The 18,619-nt window shown below is 73.1% G+C and carries 17 protein-coding genes and 1 tRNA gene; 5 read left to right on the forward strand and 13 right to left on the reverse strand.

From position 1 onward, the window contains the following. Nucleotides 1–1,008, forward strand: a complete 1,008-nt coding sequence (locus ACFY29_RS10025; RefSeq protein ID WP_386984922.1) for a GlxA family transcriptional regulator — start codon at nt 1–3, stop codon at nt 1,006–1,008. 82 nt (nt 1,009–1,090) lie between these two features. Here the strand turns inward: ACFY29_RS10025 and ACFY29_RS10030 are convergent, their stop codons facing one another. From ACFY29_RS10030 to ACFY29_RS10065, 8 genes are all read right to left on the reverse strand, one after another. After that, nucleotides 1,091–1,555, reverse strand: a complete 465-nt coding sequence (locus tag ACFY29_RS10030; RefSeq protein WP_386984924.1) for a hypothetical protein — start codon at nt 1,553–1,555, stop codon at nt 1,091–1,093. 28 nt (nt 1,556–1,583) lie between these two features. Then, the gene (locus ACFY29_RS10035) at nt 1,584–3,536 is read right to left on the reverse strand and encodes a VWA domain-containing protein (RefSeq protein ID WP_386984926.1); all 1,953 of its coding nucleotides are present in this window, start codon (nt 3,534–3,536) and stop codon (nt 1,584–1,586) included. 2 nt (nt 3,537–3,538) lie between these two features. Next, nucleotides 3,539–4,999 carry a magnesium chelatase gene (locus ACFY29_RS10040; protein ID WP_386984928.1) on the reverse strand — a complete coding sequence of 487 codons (1,461 nt, stop codon included), beginning with the start codon at nt 4,997–4,999 and terminating at the stop codon, nt 3,539–3,541. Nucleotides 5,000–5,057: 58 nt separating this feature from the next. Further along, on the reverse strand, nt 5,058–6,134 hold the full coding sequence (locus ACFY29_RS10045; protein ID WP_386984930.1) for a hypothetical protein: 1,077 nt from the start codon (nt 6,132–6,134) through the stop codon (nt 5,058–5,060). Between the two features lie 76 nt (nt 6,135–6,210). Continuing rightward, on the reverse strand, nt 6,211–6,861 hold the full coding sequence (locus ACFY29_RS10050; RefSeq protein WP_386984932.1) for a response regulator transcription factor: 651 nt from the start codon (nt 6,859–6,861) through the stop codon (nt 6,211–6,213). Continuing rightward, nucleotides 6,858–8,102 (reverse strand): sensor histidine kinase, encoded by a 1,245-nt coding sequence (locus ACFY29_RS10055; protein WP_386984934.1) that lies wholly within the window; start codon nt 8,100–8,102, stop codon nt 6,858–6,860. Before ACFY29_RS10055 ends, ACFY29_RS10050 begins: the two co-directional genes overlap by 4 nt. Nucleotides 8,103–8,166: 64 nt before the next feature. Next, nucleotides 8,167–8,673, reverse strand: coding sequence for a hemerythrin domain-containing protein (locus ACFY29_RS10060; protein ID WP_355606653.1), 507 nt, complete (start codon nt 8,671–8,673; stop codon nt 8,167–8,169). Then, entirely contained in the window at nt 8,670–9,650 is a 981-nt protein-coding gene (locus ACFY29_RS10065; RefSeq protein ID WP_386984935.1) for an aldo/keto reductase, read from the reverse strand. Before ACFY29_RS10065 ends, ACFY29_RS10060 begins: the two co-directional genes overlap by 4 nt. A 70-nt stretch (nt 9,651–9,720) precedes the next feature. Between ACFY29_RS10065 and mgrA the strand changes: the two genes are divergently transcribed. Then, the gene (gene mgrA / locus ACFY29_RS10070) at nt 9,721–10,716 is read left to right on the forward strand and encodes an L-glyceraldehyde 3-phosphate reductase (RefSeq protein ID WP_386984936.1); all 996 of its coding nucleotides are present in this window, start codon (nt 9,721–9,723) and stop codon (nt 10,714–10,716) included. A gap of 24 nt (nt 10,717–10,740) precedes the next feature. Here the strand turns inward: mgrA and ACFY29_RS10075 are convergent, their stop codons facing one another. Both ACFY29_RS10075 and sigJ read right to left on the reverse strand, forming a co-directional pair. After that, nucleotides 10,741–11,661, reverse strand: a complete 921-nt coding sequence (locus ACFY29_RS10075; protein WP_386984938.1) for a lytic polysaccharide monooxygenase — start codon at nt 11,659–11,661, stop codon at nt 10,741–10,743. 114 nt (nt 11,662–11,775) lie between these two features. Next, nucleotides 11,776–12,732, reverse strand: coding sequence for an RNA polymerase sigma factor SigJ (sigJ, locus tag ACFY29_RS10080; RefSeq protein WP_386984940.1), 957 nt, complete (start codon nt 12,730–12,732; stop codon nt 11,776–11,778). A 180-nt stretch (nt 12,733–12,912) separates the two neighbouring features. On the opposite strand from sigJ, the gene ACFY29_RS10085 reads away from it, so the two are divergent. Continuing rightward, entirely contained in the window at nt 12,913–14,010 is a 1,098-nt protein-coding gene (locus ACFY29_RS10085) for an LUD domain-containing protein (RefSeq protein WP_386984942.1), read from the forward strand. A 110-nt stretch (nt 14,011–14,120) separates the two neighbouring features. Here ACFY29_RS10085 and ACFY29_RS10090 read toward each other — a convergent pair. After that, nucleotides 14,121–14,193: transfer RNA gene (locus tag ACFY29_RS10090), tRNA-Ala, on the reverse strand. Nucleotides 14,194–14,278: 85 nt separating this feature from the next. Then, entirely contained in the window at nt 14,279–14,869 is a 591-nt protein-coding gene (locus ACFY29_RS10095; protein ID WP_355606635.1) for a YqgE/AlgH family protein, read from the reverse strand. A 172-nt stretch (nt 14,870–15,041) separates the two neighbouring features. Here ACFY29_RS10095 and ACFY29_RS10100 point away from each other — a divergent pair, with 172 nt between their 5' ends. Further along, complete coding sequence (locus ACFY29_RS10100; RefSeq protein ID WP_386984944.1) at nt 15,042–15,842, forward strand: S-methyl-5'-thioadenosine phosphorylase; 801 nt, start codon at nt 15,042–15,044, stop codon at nt 15,840–15,842. Nucleotides 15,843–15,985: 143 nt separating this feature from the next. Beyond that, the gene (mdlC, locus tag ACFY29_RS10105) at nt 15,986–17,581 is read left to right on the forward strand and encodes a benzoylformate decarboxylase (RefSeq protein WP_386984946.1); all 1,596 of its coding nucleotides are present in this window, start codon (nt 15,986–15,988) and stop codon (nt 17,579–17,581) included. A gap of 50 nt (nt 17,582–17,631) precedes the next feature. On the opposite strand, the gene ACFY29_RS10110 is transcribed toward mdlC, so the two are convergent. Next, a complete protein-coding gene (locus ACFY29_RS10110; RefSeq protein WP_386984948.1) occupies nt 17,632–18,576 on the reverse strand; it encodes a hypothetical protein in 945 nt (314 codons plus the stop codon). Nucleotides 18,577–18,619 lie beyond the last annotated feature (43 nt).

Genomic DNA, 18,619 nt, shown 5'->3' on the forward strand with positions numbered 1-18,619 from the left:
ATGCGCAATAATCGGGCCATGACCGCACGCCCGCACCGGATCGCCGTACTCGCCCTGGACCAGGTGGTCGGCCTCGACCTCGGCACCCCGTCCCAGGTCTTCAGCACCGCCCGGAGCGCCGACGAGACGCGCTTCTACGACGTGCGGATCTGCACCCCGGATGGCGGGCCGGTCCGCAGCACCGCCGGCTTCCAGGTGCTCCCGGACCACGGGCTGGAACTGCTCGACACCGCCGACACGGTGATCGTCCCGGGCATCCACGGCGGCAGCGCGCTGACCTTGGGCACCCTCGAACCGGAGGTGACCGAGGCGCTGCGGTCCGCGTACCGACGGGGCGCCCGGGTGATGTCGATCTGCACCGGGGCGTTCGTGCTGGCCGCCGCCGGGCTGCTCGACGGGCGTCGAGCCACCACCCACTGGGCGTACGCGGAGCAGTTCCGCCGACTGCACGACCGGGTCGACCTCGACCCGGGCGTGCTCTTCATCGGCGACGACCGGGTGCTCACCTCGGCCGGAGTGGCCGCCGGCATCGACCTCTGCCTGCACGTCATCCGCCTCGACCACGGCAGCGAGGTGGCCAACCGGGCGGCCCGCCGCTGTGTGATGCCGCCCTGGCGGGACGGCGGCCAGGCGCAGTACATCGAGCAGCCGGTGCCGAAGGCCACCGACACCAGCACCGCCGGCGCGCGGGAGTGGGCCCGGCAGCGGCTGCACGAGTCGATCGCCCTGCGCGACCTGGCCGAGCAGGCCCGGATGAGCGTGCGCACCTTCACCCGGCGCTTCCGCTCGGAGACCGGGCTGAGCCCGGCACAGTGGCTGCTCCAACAGCGCACCGACCACGCCCGGCTGCTGCTGGAGACCACCGACCTCACCGTCGACCAGATCGCCCACCACTGCGGGTTCGGCACCACCGCCGCCCTGCGCCAGCGACTACATCAACGCGTCGGCGTAGCCCCCTCCACCTACCGCCGCACCTTCCACCCCCGCCCGGCGTTGATCGACACCTGATCCGCCACGCGCGGCCAGCCCCGGGCCGAGCCCGTCGCGCAACCCACGCCACGCCCGAACGGCTGCGCAGGGACCACACGTCTCAGGGGCTGCGCAGCATGTGGAGCTGGGCCTGGTGTTTGGGGAGATGGACCCGGGTGTGCAGGTCGAGGGTGCGAGACCAGGGCAGCGGCTCCTCGACGATCAGGTCGAAGCCCTCGCGCAGGTGGGTCTCGACCGGCGTCTCCGCCGCCAGGCCCAGTTGGTCGACCAGCGCGCACAGCCGGTCGCTGGTGCCGTGCAACAGCGCGGTCAGGCCGCGCAGGCCACCATGCTCGGCGACCAGCGCGTCGAGCTGCGGGCGGTGCATGTCATCCAGGTCGTAGTAGGCGAACGTCGAACCGGCCAGCAACGCCTCGGTGGCCTGGATCATCAGCTCGTCGTTGGCGACCAGGTGCGCGACGATCTGCTCGGCGCTGAGCTGACCCTCCGGCGGCGGACCGAACCCCGCCGCGTCGATCTCCGCGAACACCGCGTCATACGCCCGCCGCAGCCCCCCGCTCTCCACACCCCCAGTCAACCCCGCCTCGCGGGTGTTAGCGGCGGGATTGGCGGGAGCGGAGGTAGTCGCTCACCACGTACTCGCCCAGATCGTCGGCGTCCGGGGTGAACATCCGACCACGGCTGCGCCGGGCCACCGCGTCGACGAACCGGCGCAGACCGGGATCGTCGCCGAGCATGAACAGGTTGAGCGTGGCGCCGTAGCGGCTGAGCCGGTCCACCTCTCGGACAGTCGCCTCGATCGTCTCCGGCAACGGCGGCCAGTGGAACAGCGCCTCCCCGTCGTCCGGGTCCAGGTGGGCGGTCGGCTCCCCGTCCGTAACCACCAGCACCACCGGCTCGGCGTCGGGGTGCCGCCGCAGGTGCCGACCGGCCAGCCGCAGCGCGTGCTGGAGATTCGTGCCCTGTTCCCCGTCCGGCTCCACGGCGGCCAACTCCTGCTGGCTGAGCATCATCGCCTCCCGACCGAAACCCACGATCTGCAGAGCGTCCTGCGGGAACCGGGTCTCCATCAGGTGCGCCAGCGCCAGCGCCGTCTGTTTCATCGGCCCCCAACGACCCTGGGAGATCATCGAGTACGAGAGGTCGACGCAGAGCACCACCGCCGCAGAAGCCCGCTTCTCGGTCTCCACCACCTCGAAGTCGTCCACCGCGAGCTGCACCGGCACACTCGGCCCGCCCCGGCTGACCGCCCGGGTCAGCGTGCGAACCACGTCCAACGGCTGCTCGTCCCCGTACTGCCACGGACGGGACGCACCGCTCACCTCGCCGGCGGCGCCCGCCGACCGCAGGTCGTGCTGGCCGCGTGGCCCGGCGGTCAGCTCGGCGAAGACCCGCCGCAGCGCGGTCCCACCGAGTCGGCGCAGCGCCTTCGGGCTGAGCGTGAGCCCGTCCGCATCCCGGCTCACCCAGCCCTGCCGGCGTAGCTCCCGCTCCAACTCGCGCAGCCGGCGGACCTCGTCGGCGGCGTCCCGGCCCAGCGTCCGGGCCACGGCGTCGACGTCCACGTCGTCGAGGGTGGCCCCGGGGTGTTCCTGGTCGAGCTGGTCCAGCAGGTCGTCCAGCTCGCCGATCTCACCCAACGCGCCGGCCGCGTCGGCGTAGCCCAGCGGCTGCTCGCCCCGGACCCGCTCGCCGCGCCCCCACCGCAGATCCGGCCGCAGCGCCCGCAGGTTCGCGTCCAGCGCGGACAACTCCCCGGCCAGCCGGTCGCCGAGCGACTGCTGCATCAGCCCGGACAGCTCGGCGCGCTGCCGATCGGAGAGCGAGTTCATCAGCCGCTCGCCGGCCGCCGAACGGCGGGCCAGCACGTCGATCAGCTCGTCAACGGTCTCCGGCCGTTCCGGGAAGAAGTCGCCGTGCCGGCGCATGAACTCGGCGAACGCGTCCGTGGTGTCCTCCGCGCGGCCGTGCCGGGCCAGCAGGTCGTTCAGGTCCCGCATCATCTCGGCGAGCCGCTGCTGGGTGGCCGGGTCGGCGGACGCGCGCACCGCGTCCCGCAGCCCGGCGAAACGCTGGCCGAGCACGTCGTCGCGAAGCTGGTCGAGGATCTGCTGGTACGACCGGCGGGCGTCCTCGCTGGCCCACTGGTAACCAGCCAGGTCCTCCACGGCACGCGCCGTGGAGCGGGGCAGGTTGTCCAGCACGGACTCGGCGAACCGCGCCGCGTCGTCGTCGCGCCCCCGCAGCTCGTCCCGCTCGGCGGCGAGGGCCTGGTCGAGGAGTGCCTGCGCCCGGGTCACCGCGCCGTCCAGATCGCCCCGCCGCAGCGCCTCCCGGCGCAGCCGCCGGGCTCGGGCGGCCAGGTCGTCCAGCCCGCCACGCCCCTGCGGGCCACGCCGCAGCAGGTTACGCAGCGCCTCGCGCAGGCTGCCGCCGGCCAGCACCTCGGCGCCGACCGCGTCCACCGCCTCTTGCACGTCGTACGGGGGCGCGAGCGGGTCAGGCCCGCCGCGCCACTGCCCGTACCGGAACCGGTTACCGGCCACGGTCAGCCCCGGCCGCCGTAGACGGTGCGACCGGAGTCGGTCACGTCCTTGCCGAGCCGGCGGGTCAGGTGCAGCCCCTCCAACACGAACTCGACACCGGCGGCGGCCTCCTCGGGGGTGGGAGCGTCGCCCAGGCCCAGCCGGTCCAGCACCTTGGCCAGCCCGGGCACGGTGCCCACCTGGCGCAGCAGCTCGGCGGCACCGACCAGCTCGCCGGTCTCGATCGCCGCGCCGTCCTCGACCAGCCCGGTGAAGCCGGACAGGTCCAGCCCGGCCAGGTGTGCCCGGAACGTCTCGGCGGTCGCGGTCCGCAGCAGGTGGGCGAGGATCTCGATCTCCCGACCCTCCTCGCCGCTCTCGAACTCCACCTTGCCGCGCAACGTGCTGGTCACCGACACCGCGTCGCCGACCCGGGCCACGGCGGCCTCCGGCCGTCCCCCCGGGGTGCCACCGGCGGCGAGCAGGCCGGCACGGCGCAGCGCGGCACCGGCGACCGTCTCGGCGGCGGCGATGGCGAACCGGGCGGAGACACCGGAGCGCGGGTCCACCGACGGCGACTCGCGCACCGCGCGGGCGAACCGGGCCAGGACCTCCAGCACGTGCTCCGGCACCTCGGCGACCAGGTCGGCCTCCTGCCGGATCAGGTCCAGCTCCAGCTCCAGGTCGAGCGGGTAGTGGGTACGGATCTCCGCGCCGAACCGGTCCTTGAGCGGGGTGATGATCCGACCCCGGTTGGTGTAGTCCTCCGGGTTGGCGCTGGCCACCAGGAGCAGGTCCAGCGGCAGCCGCAGCTGGTAGCCGCGGACCTGGATGTCCCGCTCCTCCAGCACGTTGAGCAGCGCCACCTGGATCCGCTCGGCCAGGTCGGGCAGCTCGTTGACGGCGAAGATGCCCCGGTTGGTGCGGGGCACCAGCCCGAAGTGAATGGTCTCCGGGTCGCCGAGGGTGCGCCCCTGGGCGATCCGGATCGGGTCGACGTCACCGATCAGGTCGCCGACGCTGGTGTCCGGGGTGGCCAACTTCTCGCCGTAGCGCATCGAGCGGTGCAGCCAGGCGACCGGCTGGTCGTCGCCGGCCTCGGCGACCTGGGCGCGGGAGGCCGGGGTGAGCGGGTGCAACGGGTGCTCGTTGAGCACCGAGCCGGGAATGACCGGCGTCCACTCGTCGAGCAGCCCGCCGAGCGCGCGGATCAGGCGGGTCTTGCCCTGGCCGCGCTCGCCGAGCAGCACCATGTCGTGCCCGGCGAGCAGCGCCCGCTCGACCTCGGGCAGCACGCTGTCGTCGTAGCCGACGATGCCGGGAAAGCGGGTCTCGCCGTTGCGCATCCGGGCGAGGAGGTTGTCGCGGAGTTCCTGCTTGACGGTGCGGTACTGGTGACCGGCCGCCCGTAGCGCGCCGAGCGTGCCGGGCAGGTCGGCCGGTGGAACCGGAATTACCGGGGAGGGCGCAGTCACCCGACCCACGCTAGCTCACACTCGCGGGGGTGCCCCGTGCATCGGGGGGGCACCCCCACTCCCACCTTCAGCTCCGGTCGCAGCGCCGGCAGGCACCGCGGCGGCGCAGGTGGTACGCGTAGGTGGCCGCGCCGAGCGCCAGCCCCCAGAACGGCCAGAGCAGCATCGGCGCCCCCGCCAGGCTGAACCCGTGGGTGAGCTGCCAGAACTCCGGGTTGCTCAGCAGTCCCAGGGTGGCCGCGGTCACCGCGACGGCGACCAGGGTGGCCGGCACCACGGCCAGCTTCACCGGCACCCGGCGGCCGGCCAGTCCGAGCATCCAGCGCGGGAACCGCTCGCCCCAGCGCTGCACCAGCCCGAGGGTGAGGATCGCGCCGACGGTGGCGAACGCGCCCAGCCCGAACCCGGCCCACACCAGCCCGGTCTCGCGCATCTCGGTCAGGAACTCCCGGGAGATGCCCAGCGGGATGCCGGCCGCCCAGGCGAACCGGGTCAGCGCGTACGCCAGCGGGATGGCCGCGGCGATGCCGGCGGCCCACCGACCCCAGCGCGCGGCGGCGGCCGGGGTGGTCCAGCCCCGGCCGGTGTCGCCGCGGCCGCAGCCGACGCAGGCTCCGGCGGTGCGACGCTGCCAGGCGAGCACCGCCCCGGCCAGCAGCAGACCGCCGACGAGCGCGGCGAACCGGGCGAACAGCGCCCAGGTGAAGATCTCGGCATAGTCGACCGGCGGCCAGCCGAACGGCGCCCCGACGATCAGCATCGGCAGATAGCCGAGGATGACCAGAACCCGGGCGTCCGGGACGACCACGGCGAGCACGAACGCCACCGTCCAGCCGTAGCCGGCCAGCAGCACCCGCAGCGGGCCGGACGGGCGGACCGCCGGACGACTCATGGCCAGCGCCGCCACCGCGGTGGTCAGCAGCAGGCCGGCGAAGAGCGGGGTGGCCAACTCCACCGGCACCAGGCGCAGCAGGTTGGCGTCGCCGCCGTGCGGGTCGTTCGCGCCGAACGGGTAGCCGGCGCCGGTGATCGTGCCGAGCAGGGCGAGGACGCCCCACAGGCCGAGCCAACCGGCGGCCAGCGGGGCCAGCCGGTCCGGCCAGCGGGAGTCGGAACGGGGTCTGGAAGCAGTGATCGTCGTCATGCTCCCAGCGTCGGCCGTCGGCCGGCAGAACCCCTCCCGGGCGGCGGTGAACCCACTCCCCCTCAGGTGGGACGCGTCAGCCGGACGGGGTGACGAAGCCCGACTCGTAGGCGGCGATCACCGCCTGGGTGCGGTCGCGTACGCCCAGTTTGGCCAGCACGTTGCCGACGTGCGTCTTGACCGTCTCCACCCCGACCACCAGGTGCGCGGCGATCTCCGGGTTGGACCGGCCGCTGGTCATCAGCCGCAGCACCTCGGCCTCCCGCTCGGTGAGCCGGGCGGCAACCAGCCGGTCGCCCCCGGCCGGCCCGTACGCCCCGACCAGTCGACGGATCGCGGCCGGGAAGAGCAGCGACTCCCCCGCCGCGACCACCCGGACGGCCTCCACCACCTCGGCCGGCCGGGCCCGTTTGAGCAGGAAGCCGGCCGCTCCGGCACGCAACGCCTCGTAGACGTACTCGTCGTTGGCGAAGGTGGTGACCACCAGCACCCGGGGCGGGTCGGCGGAGGTGGCCAGCAGGTGCCGGGTGGCCTGGATCCCGTCGATGCCGGGCATCCGCACGTCCATCAGCACCACGGCCGGCCGGTGTCGGGCGACCAGCGGCGGCACCTCGGCGCCGTCGGCGGCTTCGGCGAGCACCCGCAGGTCGGGCTGGGCGTCGATGATGGCCCGCAGCCCGATGCGGATCAGCTCGTCGTCGTCGACGATCAGCACCCCGGTGGTCATCGCGTCCCCTCGTACGGAAGGCGGGCCTGGATCCGCCACCGGTCGCCGTCCGGCCCGACGGTGAGCTGGCCGCCGAGCAGCAGCACCCGCTCGCGCATGCCGTCCAGGCCCCGGCCGCCGCGGCCCGGGTCGGCGCGATCGGGCCGGCCCACCGCGTTCACCAGCTCCAGGTCCAGCGCGTCCGGGTGCAGGTTCAGCCGCAGCGTCACCGGCCCCTGCCCGTATCGGGCGGCGTTCGTCAGCCCTTCCTGGACGATCCGGTAGCCCTCCCGGGAGACCACCGCGGGCACCCGCGCCGGGTCGCCGCTGCGCTGCGCGTGCACCGCCAGCCCGGTCGTGCGGGCGTCGGTGAACAGCCGCTCCAGGTCGGCGAGGGTACGCTGCGGCGCCACCGAGGGCCGGTCGCCACCGGTCTCCCGGAGCAGCCCGAGCACGTGGTCGAGTTCGTCCATCGCGGTGCGCCCGGCGTCCTCGATGGCGCTCAGCGCGCGCCGGACGAACTCCGGGTCGGTGTCGAGCATCTCGCGGGCAGCCCCGGCCTGAAGGGTGGCCACGGTCAACGCGTGGCCGACCGAGTCGTGCAACTCCCGAGCCAACCGGTTGCGTTCGGCGAGCCGGGTGGCCTGCGCTTCCAGGGCGGCGATCCGCTCCGCCGGGGCCGGGCCGAGCAGCACCGGCGCCATGGACCCGGCGAGCGCGCCGAGCCCGGCGACGGCGTAGCCGAGGCCGACCAGCACGGCCACTCCGGTCAGCGTCAGCCAGCCGGTGTCCCGCCCGTCCAGCGGCCCGAACCGTTCCCGGCTCATCAGCTCGGCGCCGATGCCGAACTGCTGGGCGATGAAGGCCAACGCCATCGGCACGGCGGTGATCAACGCGACCATCACCGCGGCGCCGATGGTGAGGTGGGTGCCGATCCAGAGTGCGCTGCGCAGCCGGGTTTCCCGGTCGCTGCGGTGCCCCGGCACGGGGTCGGGCAGGTCGACGCCCAGCAGCGCCCGCACGGCCGCGACCTCCAGTGCCCGGCTGCCATCCAGCAGCAGCGGCACCACGGCGATCACCACCGCGATCACCAGCAGGGCGAACACCAGCGGGCGGGGGACCTCCGAGCCGGCGAGCAACTGCGCGAAGGTCACCGCCAGCAGCCCGTACGGGAGCGCCAGCACCCCGCCCAGCAGCAGGAACACGCCACGCCGCCAGGTGCTGCCGGCGACCAGCGGGGCCAGCATCGCTCGGGGGGTCACCCCGTCATTCTGCTGCCGTGGCCGCCCTTTGCGACTCCCCCGTGCCGGGGAGATCGAGCCGCGCTCAGCGGTGGTCGGCCACGTACGACTGCGGGTCCTTGTCGCGGAACGGCAGGTTGCGCCCGTTCTTGTGCTCGCCATAGAAGGTCAGCCACCGCTGGCCCAGCTCGGCACGCAGCTCGGTGCCGGCGTGCCGGCGGAAGTCGGGCAGCGCCTCGTCCTCCTCCTCGGCCAGGTGCTCGCTGTTCTCCCGGCGGGCCGTGCCGACGGCCGCCCACCAGCGTTCCGAGCCGACCGGGTGCAGCTTGGACTCGGCGATGGCGTCCCGGATCTTGTTGTGGTCGCCGATCGCGTCGGCGGTCTCGTCCTCGCCATCGTCGCCGTGCTTGACCAGGTGCGGGTAGAGGATCGCCTCCTCCGCCTCGGCGTGGATGTCCAGGTGCAGGGCGAGGGCGTCCCAGATGGCCAGCAGCTCCTGCTCGTCGCGGGCGTCGTCCAGGCGGGCGAAGCCGCGCCGGAAGGCGGCGTGGTCGTCCAGGATCAGTGCGGTGATGTCGTCCACTGTGCTCACTTCTCCGTCGGGCTGGCGAACCGGGCGCGCAGCATTTGAGGCATCGCGGCGAGGCCGGTGACCGGGCGGAACCGTTTGGCGGCCTCGGCCAGCGCGGCGTACTCGTCGTCGGCGAGATCGATGTCGGCGGCGGCCGCGTTGCGTTCCATCTGCTCCACGCCGGACGCGCCGGGGATGGCCAGCACGTTCGGGTGGCGCAGCAGGTAGGCCAGCGCGATCTGGCTCGGGGTGGCGTCGTGCGCGTCGGCGACCTGGCGCAGCGTGTCGATCAGGGTGGCGCCCCGCTCCAGGTTCTCCGGCAGGAAGTACGGGTTGGCCCGCCGGACCGCGCCGCTCGGCGGATTCTTCGCGTCGTATCGGCCGGAGAGGAAGCCCTGGGCCAGCGGGCTGTACGCGATGACGACCCGGCCGGCCTGCCGCGCGTACGGCAGCAGGTCCTGCTCGGGTTCCCGGTCCAGCATGCTGTAGCGGACCTGGTTGCTGAGCACCCGCCGGCCAAGCGCCGCCTCGGCGACCTGCCAGCGGCGCAGCCCGTAGTTGCTCACGCCGACCTCGTTGACCAGCCCGACGTCCTGCAACGCCCGCATCCCGCGCATGGTGCTGTGGTCGGCGACCAGCGGGTGCGGCTGGTGCACCTGGTAGAGGTCGAGGGCGGTGACGCCGAGCCGGGCCGCCGAGGCGACGGCCCGCTGCTGTACGACGGCAGCCACCGGCAGCACCGGGAAGATCTTGGTGGCGACCACCACCTTGGGCCGGTCATCGCCGAGCGCCGCGCCGAGAATCCGCTCGCTGCGCCCGAAGCCGTAGATCTCCGCGCTGTCGAAGACGGTCACGCCCAACTCGACGGCCCGCCGGACGATCTGCGTCGCCTGCGCCTCGAAGGCCGGGCCGTAGCCCCACTCGCGGGACCCGAACTGCCAGGTGCCCAGCCCGATCTTGGACAGCGGTTTGGGAGTGTCGAGCGCGATGAAACGCATGGCGTCGAAGCTACCCCGATGTCCTGGTTCACACGCCTGATCCCGCTTAACCTGGGCCAGAGCTAGGCTCATGATCGTGACTTACCTCGCCGCGGACGACCGCTACGACACCATGACCTACCGGCGCAGCGGACGCAGTGGCCTGCGGCTGCCCGCCGTCTCCCTCGGCCTGTGGCACAACTTCGGCCCGGACCGCCCGTTCGAACGGCAGCGCGACATCGTCCGGCGCGCCTTCGACCTGGGTGTCACCCACTTCGACCTGGCCAACAACTACGGCCCGCCGCCCGGCGCGGCGGAGGAGAACTTCGGCCGGATGCTCGCCACCGACCTGAGGCCGTACCGGGACGAGCTGGTCATCTCCAGCAAGGCCGGCTACCTCATGTGGCCCGGCCCGTACGGCGAGTGGGGCTCGCGCAAGAACCTGATCTCCTCCCTGGACCAGTCGCTGAGCCGGATGGGGCTGGACTACGTCGACATCTTCTACTCGCACCGGTTCGACCCGGACACCCCGCTGGAGGAGACGATGGGCGCGCTGGACGCCATCGTCCGCTCCGGCAAGGCGCAGTACGTGGGCATCTCGAACTACAACTCCGAGCAGACCGCTCGCGCCGCCGCGATCCTGCGCGAGCTGGGCACGCCGCTGCTGATCAACCAGCCGTCGTACTCGATGCTCAACCGGTGGACCGAGGCCGACGGCCTGCTCGACACGCTGGAGGAGGTCGGCGCCGGCTGCATCGCGTACAGCCCGCTGGCCCAGGGCCTGCTGACCGACCGCTACCTGGGCGGCATCCCCGCCGACTCGCGGGTGCGCACCAGCGTCTTCCTCAACGAGAGCGACCTCAGCGAGGAGAAGATGACCACCATCCGAGGGCTCGGCGCGGTCGCCGAGGGCCGTGGCCAGTCGCTGGCCCAGCTCGCGCTGGCCTGGGCGCTGCGCGACCCGCGGATGACCAGCCTGATCATCGGGGCGAGCAGCGTCGAGCAATTGGAGACGAACATCGCCGCGCTGGACAACCTCGACTTCACCGCCGAGGAGCTGGCTGAGATCGACCGGCACCTGGGCTGAGCGCCGCCGCGCCGGCGGGCCGGGTCACCAGATCCGGCGCCGCCCGGCCCGGTGGTTGCGCACCTCGCACGGCCGGCCGACCGGCGGGCCGCCGCTCCGCCGCCGCCGGCTCGCGCCGATCAGCAGCGCCAGGACCAGCACGATGGCGGCGCCGGCCAGCACCGGCCACCGGTCGCCGAGGTCGGTCACCGACGCCACGGGCACGCCCGGATCGGCCGCCGCCACCACCGCCGGGTCGGTGGCGGCCGGCCGGCTCGCGGCGGTACGCGGTGCGCTCTTCGTCGCGGCGGCCGGCTTGGGCGTGCCCGTCGCCGTGCCGGCGCGCGCCGAGCGGAACACCACGTCGGAGCAGGAGTAGTAGGTGTCCGGAGTGTTGGAGTTCTGCCAGATCGTGTAGATCAGGTGCCGGCCGTCGCGACCCGCCGGTAGCCGGCCCGGCAGCTGGTACGCCCCGCCCCGCACCGGCGGGTCGGTCAGCGTCAGAAACGGGCGGGCTTCCAGATCCGCCCAGGTCAGTGGTTCCCGGGGGTTGTAGTCGGGCCGGGTGACGTAGAGCCGGAACGTGCCCCGGTGCTCGATGGTGGTCCGGTACCGGAAGGTGAACCGGGCACCGGCGGTCAGCTCGGTGGCCGGCCAGTCGGTCCGGGGCAGGTCCAGCCCCCGGTACGCGGAGAGCCCGCCGCTGCACAGCTCCCCGTCCGGGATCCGCTCCCGGTCCCGGCCGTTGATCGCGGCCACCCGGACGGTGTCCCACTCGCGGACCGCCGCACCCGCCTCGACGGCCGCCCGGCAGGCGCTGGTGGCCGCGTGCCGGCCCTCGGGTCCGCAGGCCGCCGCTCGGCTGATCGGGTCGGTCGGCGCGCCGTGCGCCCCGGCCGGCGCGGCGCTGACCGGCACGGTCGCCGCAGCGACCAGCACGGCGGCGAGCACTCGACGCACGGTCATGGCTTGACCTCCCGCGCAGTGGTACGGACGCGGGGCGGCAAAGGTTCGATGTCGGGGTGGCCGGGAATCGCGGCGACGGCCAGTGCGTGCCCACCATCGGCGGTGCCGACGGCCTCATCCTGGTCGTCTTCCGTGCGGAACGGGCAGCCAGGGCCGGAGCTTCTCGGGGTTCAGTACGGCCCAGAGGCGCGTGATCCGGTCACCGACGAAGTCGAACGCGTACACCGCCACGGTGACGCCGTCCTGCAGGGCCACCAGACCGGGCTGGCCGTTGACCGTGCGCTCCAGGATCGTCACGTTGGTTGCCCTGCCGGCGAGGCCCACGAGGTAGCGCGCGATCTGCTCGCCTCCTTCGATCGGGCAGGGCGCGGCGTTGGCGAGGCCGCCACCGTCGCCGGTCGCCGTGGCGTGGGGGTCGAGGAGGTCGATGAGGGCATGGATGTCCTTGGCCTCCCATGCCCGCTTGAAGTCCCTGACGATGCCGGTCTGGCGGGCTGTCGGGGTTGCGGGAGCCTGCGTCGCGCGAACACGACGGCGGGCTGAGGAGGCCAGCTGCCGGCAGGCCGCCGGCGTACGGCCGACGATCTCGCCCACCTCGGCGAACGAGTAGCGGAAGACGTCGTGCAGGATGAACGCGACGCGCTCGGCCGGGGTCATCGATTCGAGCACGACGAGGAAGGCCATGTTGACCGACTCGTCGAGGGTGACCCGGTCAGCCGGGTCGACGGCGCTGCCGTCCGACCGCCCGCTGTTCCACTCCGTACGTTCGGGCAGCGGCTCCGGGATCCACTCGCCCACGTAGGTCTCCCGCCGGGCCCGTGCCGAGCCCAGCAGGTTGAGGCAGATGCGACTGGCGACCGTCGTCAGCCAGGCGCCGGGGGTTTCGACCGCCTCCTGCTGCTGTTGCGGCATGGCGTACCAGCGCGCGTAGGTCTCCTGGACGACATCCTCGGCGTCGGCCAGGGAGCCGAGGAGTCGGTACGCGAGGTTGATCAGTTGGCGCCGCTCGCTCATGATCGCGCTCAGGCCCGGATCGGGTCGGGCGTGCCCTGGTTCGGATCGGGTGGCCATGTGTCGCCGACTCCCTCGGTCGCAGCTGCCCTTACCAGTTCGACAAGACAGCGCACCGAATTGTGAGGTTGGCGTCGCCTCACAATCCGAGGGGCTGCGTTGTCGTACTGCTGAGACGAACACACCATCCAGCGGGCGTCATACGCCGGGCTCGATGTGACAGGGAGGCAAGAGGAGCCGATGAGTGACTTTCAGGCCATCGCGGATCGCGTCGAGATCGAGGCGCTGCGCGGCGAGTTCACCGACGCGGCGATGATGCGCGACCGCACCCGCCTCGCGTCGCTGTTCACGCCGGACGGCGCGCTGCGGATGCCCAACATCCCCGCCGAACTGGTCGGCCGGGAGGAGATCCGCGCCGGGGGCGAGCGGCTGCAGGCCCAGTGGGACTTCTTTGTGCAGACCACGCACTCGGGCACGATCCAACTCGACGGCGACACCGCGACGGGCCGTGCCTACATCCAGGAGCTCGCGCGCACCCTCGACGGTCGCCAGGGACTGAACTACGCCATCTACCACGACCGATACCAGCGCACCCAGTACGGCTGGCGGTTCACCGAGCGGGTCTACGAGGTCAGGTACCTCGACAGCACTCCACTGGCGGGCTCGGCACCCGAAGCCACCGTCACCGCGTCCAGCCCAGGAGGCACCACGACCACCCCGATTCCGGCAACGGTGTTCGCCGACCCGGCACCCGCGCAGATCCTGGAACGGGCTGCCGCTGCGCTGACAGCCCATGGTTTCACCGTCGAGATCCTCGACGACGCCGCCGCCGCCCGTACGCGCATCGAGGATCTGATCCCCGAGGGCGCCAGCGTCTTCACCGCGGCCAGCGAGACCCTCCGCCTGTCGGGCATCGACGAGGCCATCAACACCAGCGGGCGGTATCAGGCCGTCAAGCCACACGTACTGGCCATGGACCGCGTCACCGGCGCCGACGACATCCGGCGGCTGCTCGCCAGCCCCGACGTCGTGGTGGGAAGCGTCGCCGCGCTCACCGAAACCGGCTCCCTCGTGGTCGCCTCGGCCAGCGGAAGCCAACTACCCGCCTACGCCGGCGGCGCCGCCCGCGCGATCTGGATCGTCGGGGCGCAGAAGGTGGTGCCCGACCTGGACACCGCGCTGCGCCGCCTCGAAGACCACGCCCTCCCGCTGGAGAGCGCCCGCGCCCAGGTGGCCTACGGGCAGCCCAGCGCCGTCAACCGCCTTCTCGTCCTCAACGCAGAACCCCATCCCGGGCGCGGCACCGTCCTGCTGCTCCGCGAAGCCATCGGATTCTGAAAACGGACCCGCATCGCAGCTCGGCACGGAGTGGTACGAACCACCTGTCGACGAAAAGCCAATCGGCACCAGTCAATTGACTGGTGCCGATTGGCTTGCACAACCAAGGGTGGAGCCGAGGGGACTCGAACCCCTGACCCCCACACTGCCAGTGTGGTGCGCTACCAGCTGCGCCACGGCCCCTTGTTGTTTCCCGGTCGCCCGGGCACTGGGAAACTATACACATCCCGCCCGGCATGGTCATCTCGCGGGGTCCCACCGACCCGGGTCAGTTGAGCGCCACATCCGGTGGGAAGTGGGCGACGGCGGACATCATCCCGCCCTGCCGGCGCAGCACCATCGGCCACAGGTCGTCCGGCCGGTCGACGAAGGCGTCACCGGGCAGCGCGTCCAGCAGGAACCAGGAACCGTCGGCGATCTCCTGCTCCAGCTGCCCGGTCCCCCAGCCGGAGTAGCCGGCGAAGACCCGGATGCCGCCGATGCTCTCCCGCAGCCGCTCCGGGTCGATCGAGAGGTCGATCGTTCCGACCGCCCCGGAGACCTGGTGGAAGCCCTTGAGCCGCCGCAGCGGTTGCCGCATCCGGGCCAGGCAGATGGCCGAGTCGGGCTGCACCGGGCCGCCCTCGAAGAGCACCGCCGGGTGGCGGGCCAGGTCGCTCCAGTCGCCGAGCACCTCGGCGACCGGCACCTCGGTGGCCCGGTTCAGCACCACGCCGAGCGCGCCGCCCGGCTCGTGGGCGACCAGCAGCACCACCGTGCGGTCGAAGTTCGGGTCCTTGAGCGCCGGAGTCGCGACCAGCAGCCGCCCGGTCATCGACTCCATCGCCCGTCCGCCGATCGCCTGGCCCTCTCCCTGCATCCCACACACCCGTCAACCGTGAACCCGCGCCGGGGATCCGTCACTCACCGGACCCGCACGGTGCACCGGGATCAGCCGCGCTGTCAACGCCATGCCTGGCACCATAGCCTGCACTCCGGGTGCTGGCTAAGGTCTGACCGGCGGGTGATCGGACAGTTAAGACGGAGGGTCGATGGCACCGAAGGCGGACCTCGCGGTGATCGGCGGGTCGGGCCTGTACGCCCTCCTCGACGGCACCACCCATGAGCTGGAAACTCCGTACGGCCCGCCGTCGGACGTGGTGACCATCGCCGAGGTGGCCGGGCGGCGGGTCGCGTTCCTGCCTCGACACGGCCGCGACCACCGGTACCCGCCGCACCTGATCCCCTACCGGGCCAACCTCTGGGCGCTGCGCTCCCTCGGCGTACGCCAGGTGCTCGCCCCGTGTGCGGTCGGTGGGCTCCGCCCGGAGCTGGGCCCCGGCACGTTCGTGGTGCCCGACCAGTTGATCGACCGGACCAGCGGGCGGGCGCAGACCTACTACGACCAGGGCGCGGTGCACGTGCCGTTCGCCGACCCGTACTGCCCGAGCGGCCGGCGGGCGCTGCTCACCGCCGCCGCCGGCCGGGACGTCACCGCCGTGGACGGCGGGACGGTGGTGGTCGTGGAGGGCCCACGGTTCTCCACCCGGGCCGAGTCCCGCTGGTTCACCTCGATCGGCGGCATGGTGGTCAACATGACCAGCCACCCGGAGGCGGTGCTCGCCCGGGAGCTGGCCCTCTGCTACTCGTCGATCGCGTTGATCACCGACCTGGACGCCGGGTTGCAGGCCGGCGAGTCGGTGACCCAGGACGAGGTGTTCCGGGTCTTCGCGGCGAACACCGACCGGCTGCGGGGCGTGCTGCTGGACGCGCTGGCCGCGCTACCCGCCGCGCGGGACTGCGCCTGCGGCCGAGCACTGGACGGCATCACCCTGCCCTTCCCGCTGCCCTGAACCAGTGCGGGCGCATCCCGCTGCGGTGGGTCGGGTCACCGACGCCTGGAAAACGCCCGAAACGTCCGCGACATCCCGATAGATTCGGCTGATCGGGAGGGCGACCGCGGTCGTCCCTGCGCGCGACACGGAAGCAGGTGGCGATGGCAACGGTCCGGGACGCGACGTACGACGTACTCCGCGCCCTCGGCATGACCACCGTCTTCGGCAACCCCGGCTCCACCGAGGAGCCCTTCCTGCGGGACTTCCCGGCCGACTTCCACTACGTTCACGCGCTGCACGAGGCGACGGCGGTCGCAATGGCCGACGGGTACGCCCAGGCCACCGGCGCGCCCGCGCACGTCAACCTGCACACCGCCCCGGGCACCGGCAACGGCATGGGCAACCTCGTCACCGCCTGGCACAACAAGACTCCGCTGATCGTCACCGCCGGCCAGCAGACCCGGGAGATGCTGCTGCTCGAACCCCGGCTGACCAGCCGCCGAGCCGCCGAGCTTCCCCAGCCGTACGTCAAGTGGGGCTACGAGCCGGTCCGCGCCCAGGACATCCCCGCGGCGCTGATGCGGGCGTACGCGACCGCGGTGCAGCCCCCGGCCGGGCCGGTCTTCCTCTCCCTGCCGATGGACGACTGGGCCCAGCCGGCCGACCCTCCACCCGCACCGCGCTCGGTGGCCACCCGGTTCGCGCCGGACCCGCAGCGGTTGGACGAGTTCGTCCGGGTGCTGGCCGGCAGCCACAACCCGGCGCTGGTGTTCGGGCCGGGAGTGGACCGGGCCGGGAGTTGGACGGCCGCCGTGGCGTTGGCCGAGCGGCTGGCGGCACCGGTCTGGTCCGCCCCCGCCCCGGAGCGGAGCGTGTTCCCGGAGGACCACCCGCACTTCCGTGGGGTGTTGCCGTTCGCGATCGGGCCGCTGGCCGAGGCGCTGAGCGGGCACGACACCGTGCTGGTGATCGGTGCCCCGGTATTCCGCTACTACCCGCACGTGCCGGGCGACCATCTACCCGCCGGCACCCGCCTGCTGCACGTCACCGACGATCCGGACGAGGCCGCCCGCGCTCCGGTCGGGGACAGCCTGCTCGGCGATCCCGGGCTCACCCTGGCGGCGCTGGTCGACATGGTGCCGCCGGCCGACCGGACACCACCGGCACCCCGGGACTCGATGGCGCCGCCGGAGGTCACCGCGCCGCTGAGCGCCGACGCCCTGTTCGCCGCGCTGGCCGCGCACTGGCCGGCGGACGGGGTGCTGATCCAGGAGTCACCGTCCAATCTGTCCGCACTGCGCCGCCGGGTGCGCATCAACCGCCCGGCGTCGTACTTCACGATGGCCAGCGGCGGCCTCGGCTACGGCCTGCCGGCCGCGATCGGCGTGGCCCTGGCCGAGCGGGACACCGGACGCGGCCGGCCGGTGGTGGCGGTGGTCGGTGACGGCTCGTTCCACTACTCGGTGCAGGCGCTGTGGACGGCCGCCCGGCTGTCGCTGCCGGTGGTGGTGATCGTCCCGATCAACCAGCAGTACGCGATCCTCAAGGCGTTCGCCGAGTTGAAGGAGACGCCCGGGGTGCCCGGCCTGGACCTGCCGGGGCTGGACATCACCGCGATCGCGGCCGGCTACGGCTGCGCCACCGAGGTGGTGGAAACCCCGGACCAGCTCGGCGTGGCGCTCGCCGCCGGGCTGCGCGCCAACCGTCCCACCGTGCTGCCGGTACCGATCGCCACCGAGGTGCCCAGCATCCTCTGACCGCGCACCGCCACCAGCACCAGCGGCCCGTCCGAGACGGTCGTGCGCGGTCAGCGGGGGGCGATCGACAGCGGCGCGCCGGTGGAGACGTCCAGCACCGGCCGGGCACCCAGCGGCGCGGCCAGGGTGACGGTGACCGGCTCCAGCTTGAGCAGGTCAATGCACTCACCGGTGGACCGGGTGACCCCGCCGCCGACCACCACCACGTCCGGCCGTTCCTGTACCAGCGGGGTGATCCCGGTGTCGCAGGCGCCGACACCCAGCCGGACAGTCAGCCGAGCACCGTCGACGGCCGTCAGGTCCTGGGCTGCCACCAACCCGTCCGGCAGCGGCCGTACCGGCGCGGTGGGCTCGGGGACCGGGGTGACCGCCGTCGGCGCGACGGCGAGCCGGGCCACCGGGATGGCCAGCTCCTTGATGGTGAACAGCCAGGCCGGGACCTGCGCCTCGCCCCGGCTGGTGCGTACCGGCACGGTGCCGAGCGTGACCCCGGTGACGGTCAGCGGAAGGCAGGCGGTCTCTGGGCCACTGCTGACCCAGCCGTCCGGCCCGGGTTCGACGGTGGGGCCGGGGGTCGGTAGTCCGGGCCGCTTCGGCCGTCCCGGACAGGGCAGCGGATCGCCCTGGTCGAGCTGCCGGTACGCCTCGGCCGCGCTGACCAACGGCAGGGTCAGCCGTCCGTCCGGGAAGCGGATCTCCCCACCGACCCGGGTGTGCGGGATCGGGACCTGCGCGCGGTACCAGCCGGCCCGGAAGGCGGCCTCGGTGTCCGGCGTGAAGCCCGGGTCGCCGTTGAGGATGGTCGGTCCCTGCAACGGGACGTACCCGGTGCGCCAGTCGGCGCCGGGCCGCCACGCCTCTGCGACCTCGGTGGCTCGCTGCTCGAACGCCTCCGAACGGTGTTCCGGGGCGGTGGGCGCGTCGGCGTCGGTCGGAGCGCAGCCCGCCGCGAGCACCAGCAGGGGCAGAGTGAGCAGCAGGATCGATCGACGCATGCTGGTACGACGCACCCGCCGACGCTCCGGTTCCCCGACCACC

The organism is Micromonospora sp. NPDC000668 (assembly GCF_042897975.1).
In the GTDB taxonomy this organism is placed as follows: domain Bacteria; phylum Actinomycetota; class Actinomycetes; order Mycobacteriales; family Micromonosporaceae; genus Micromonospora.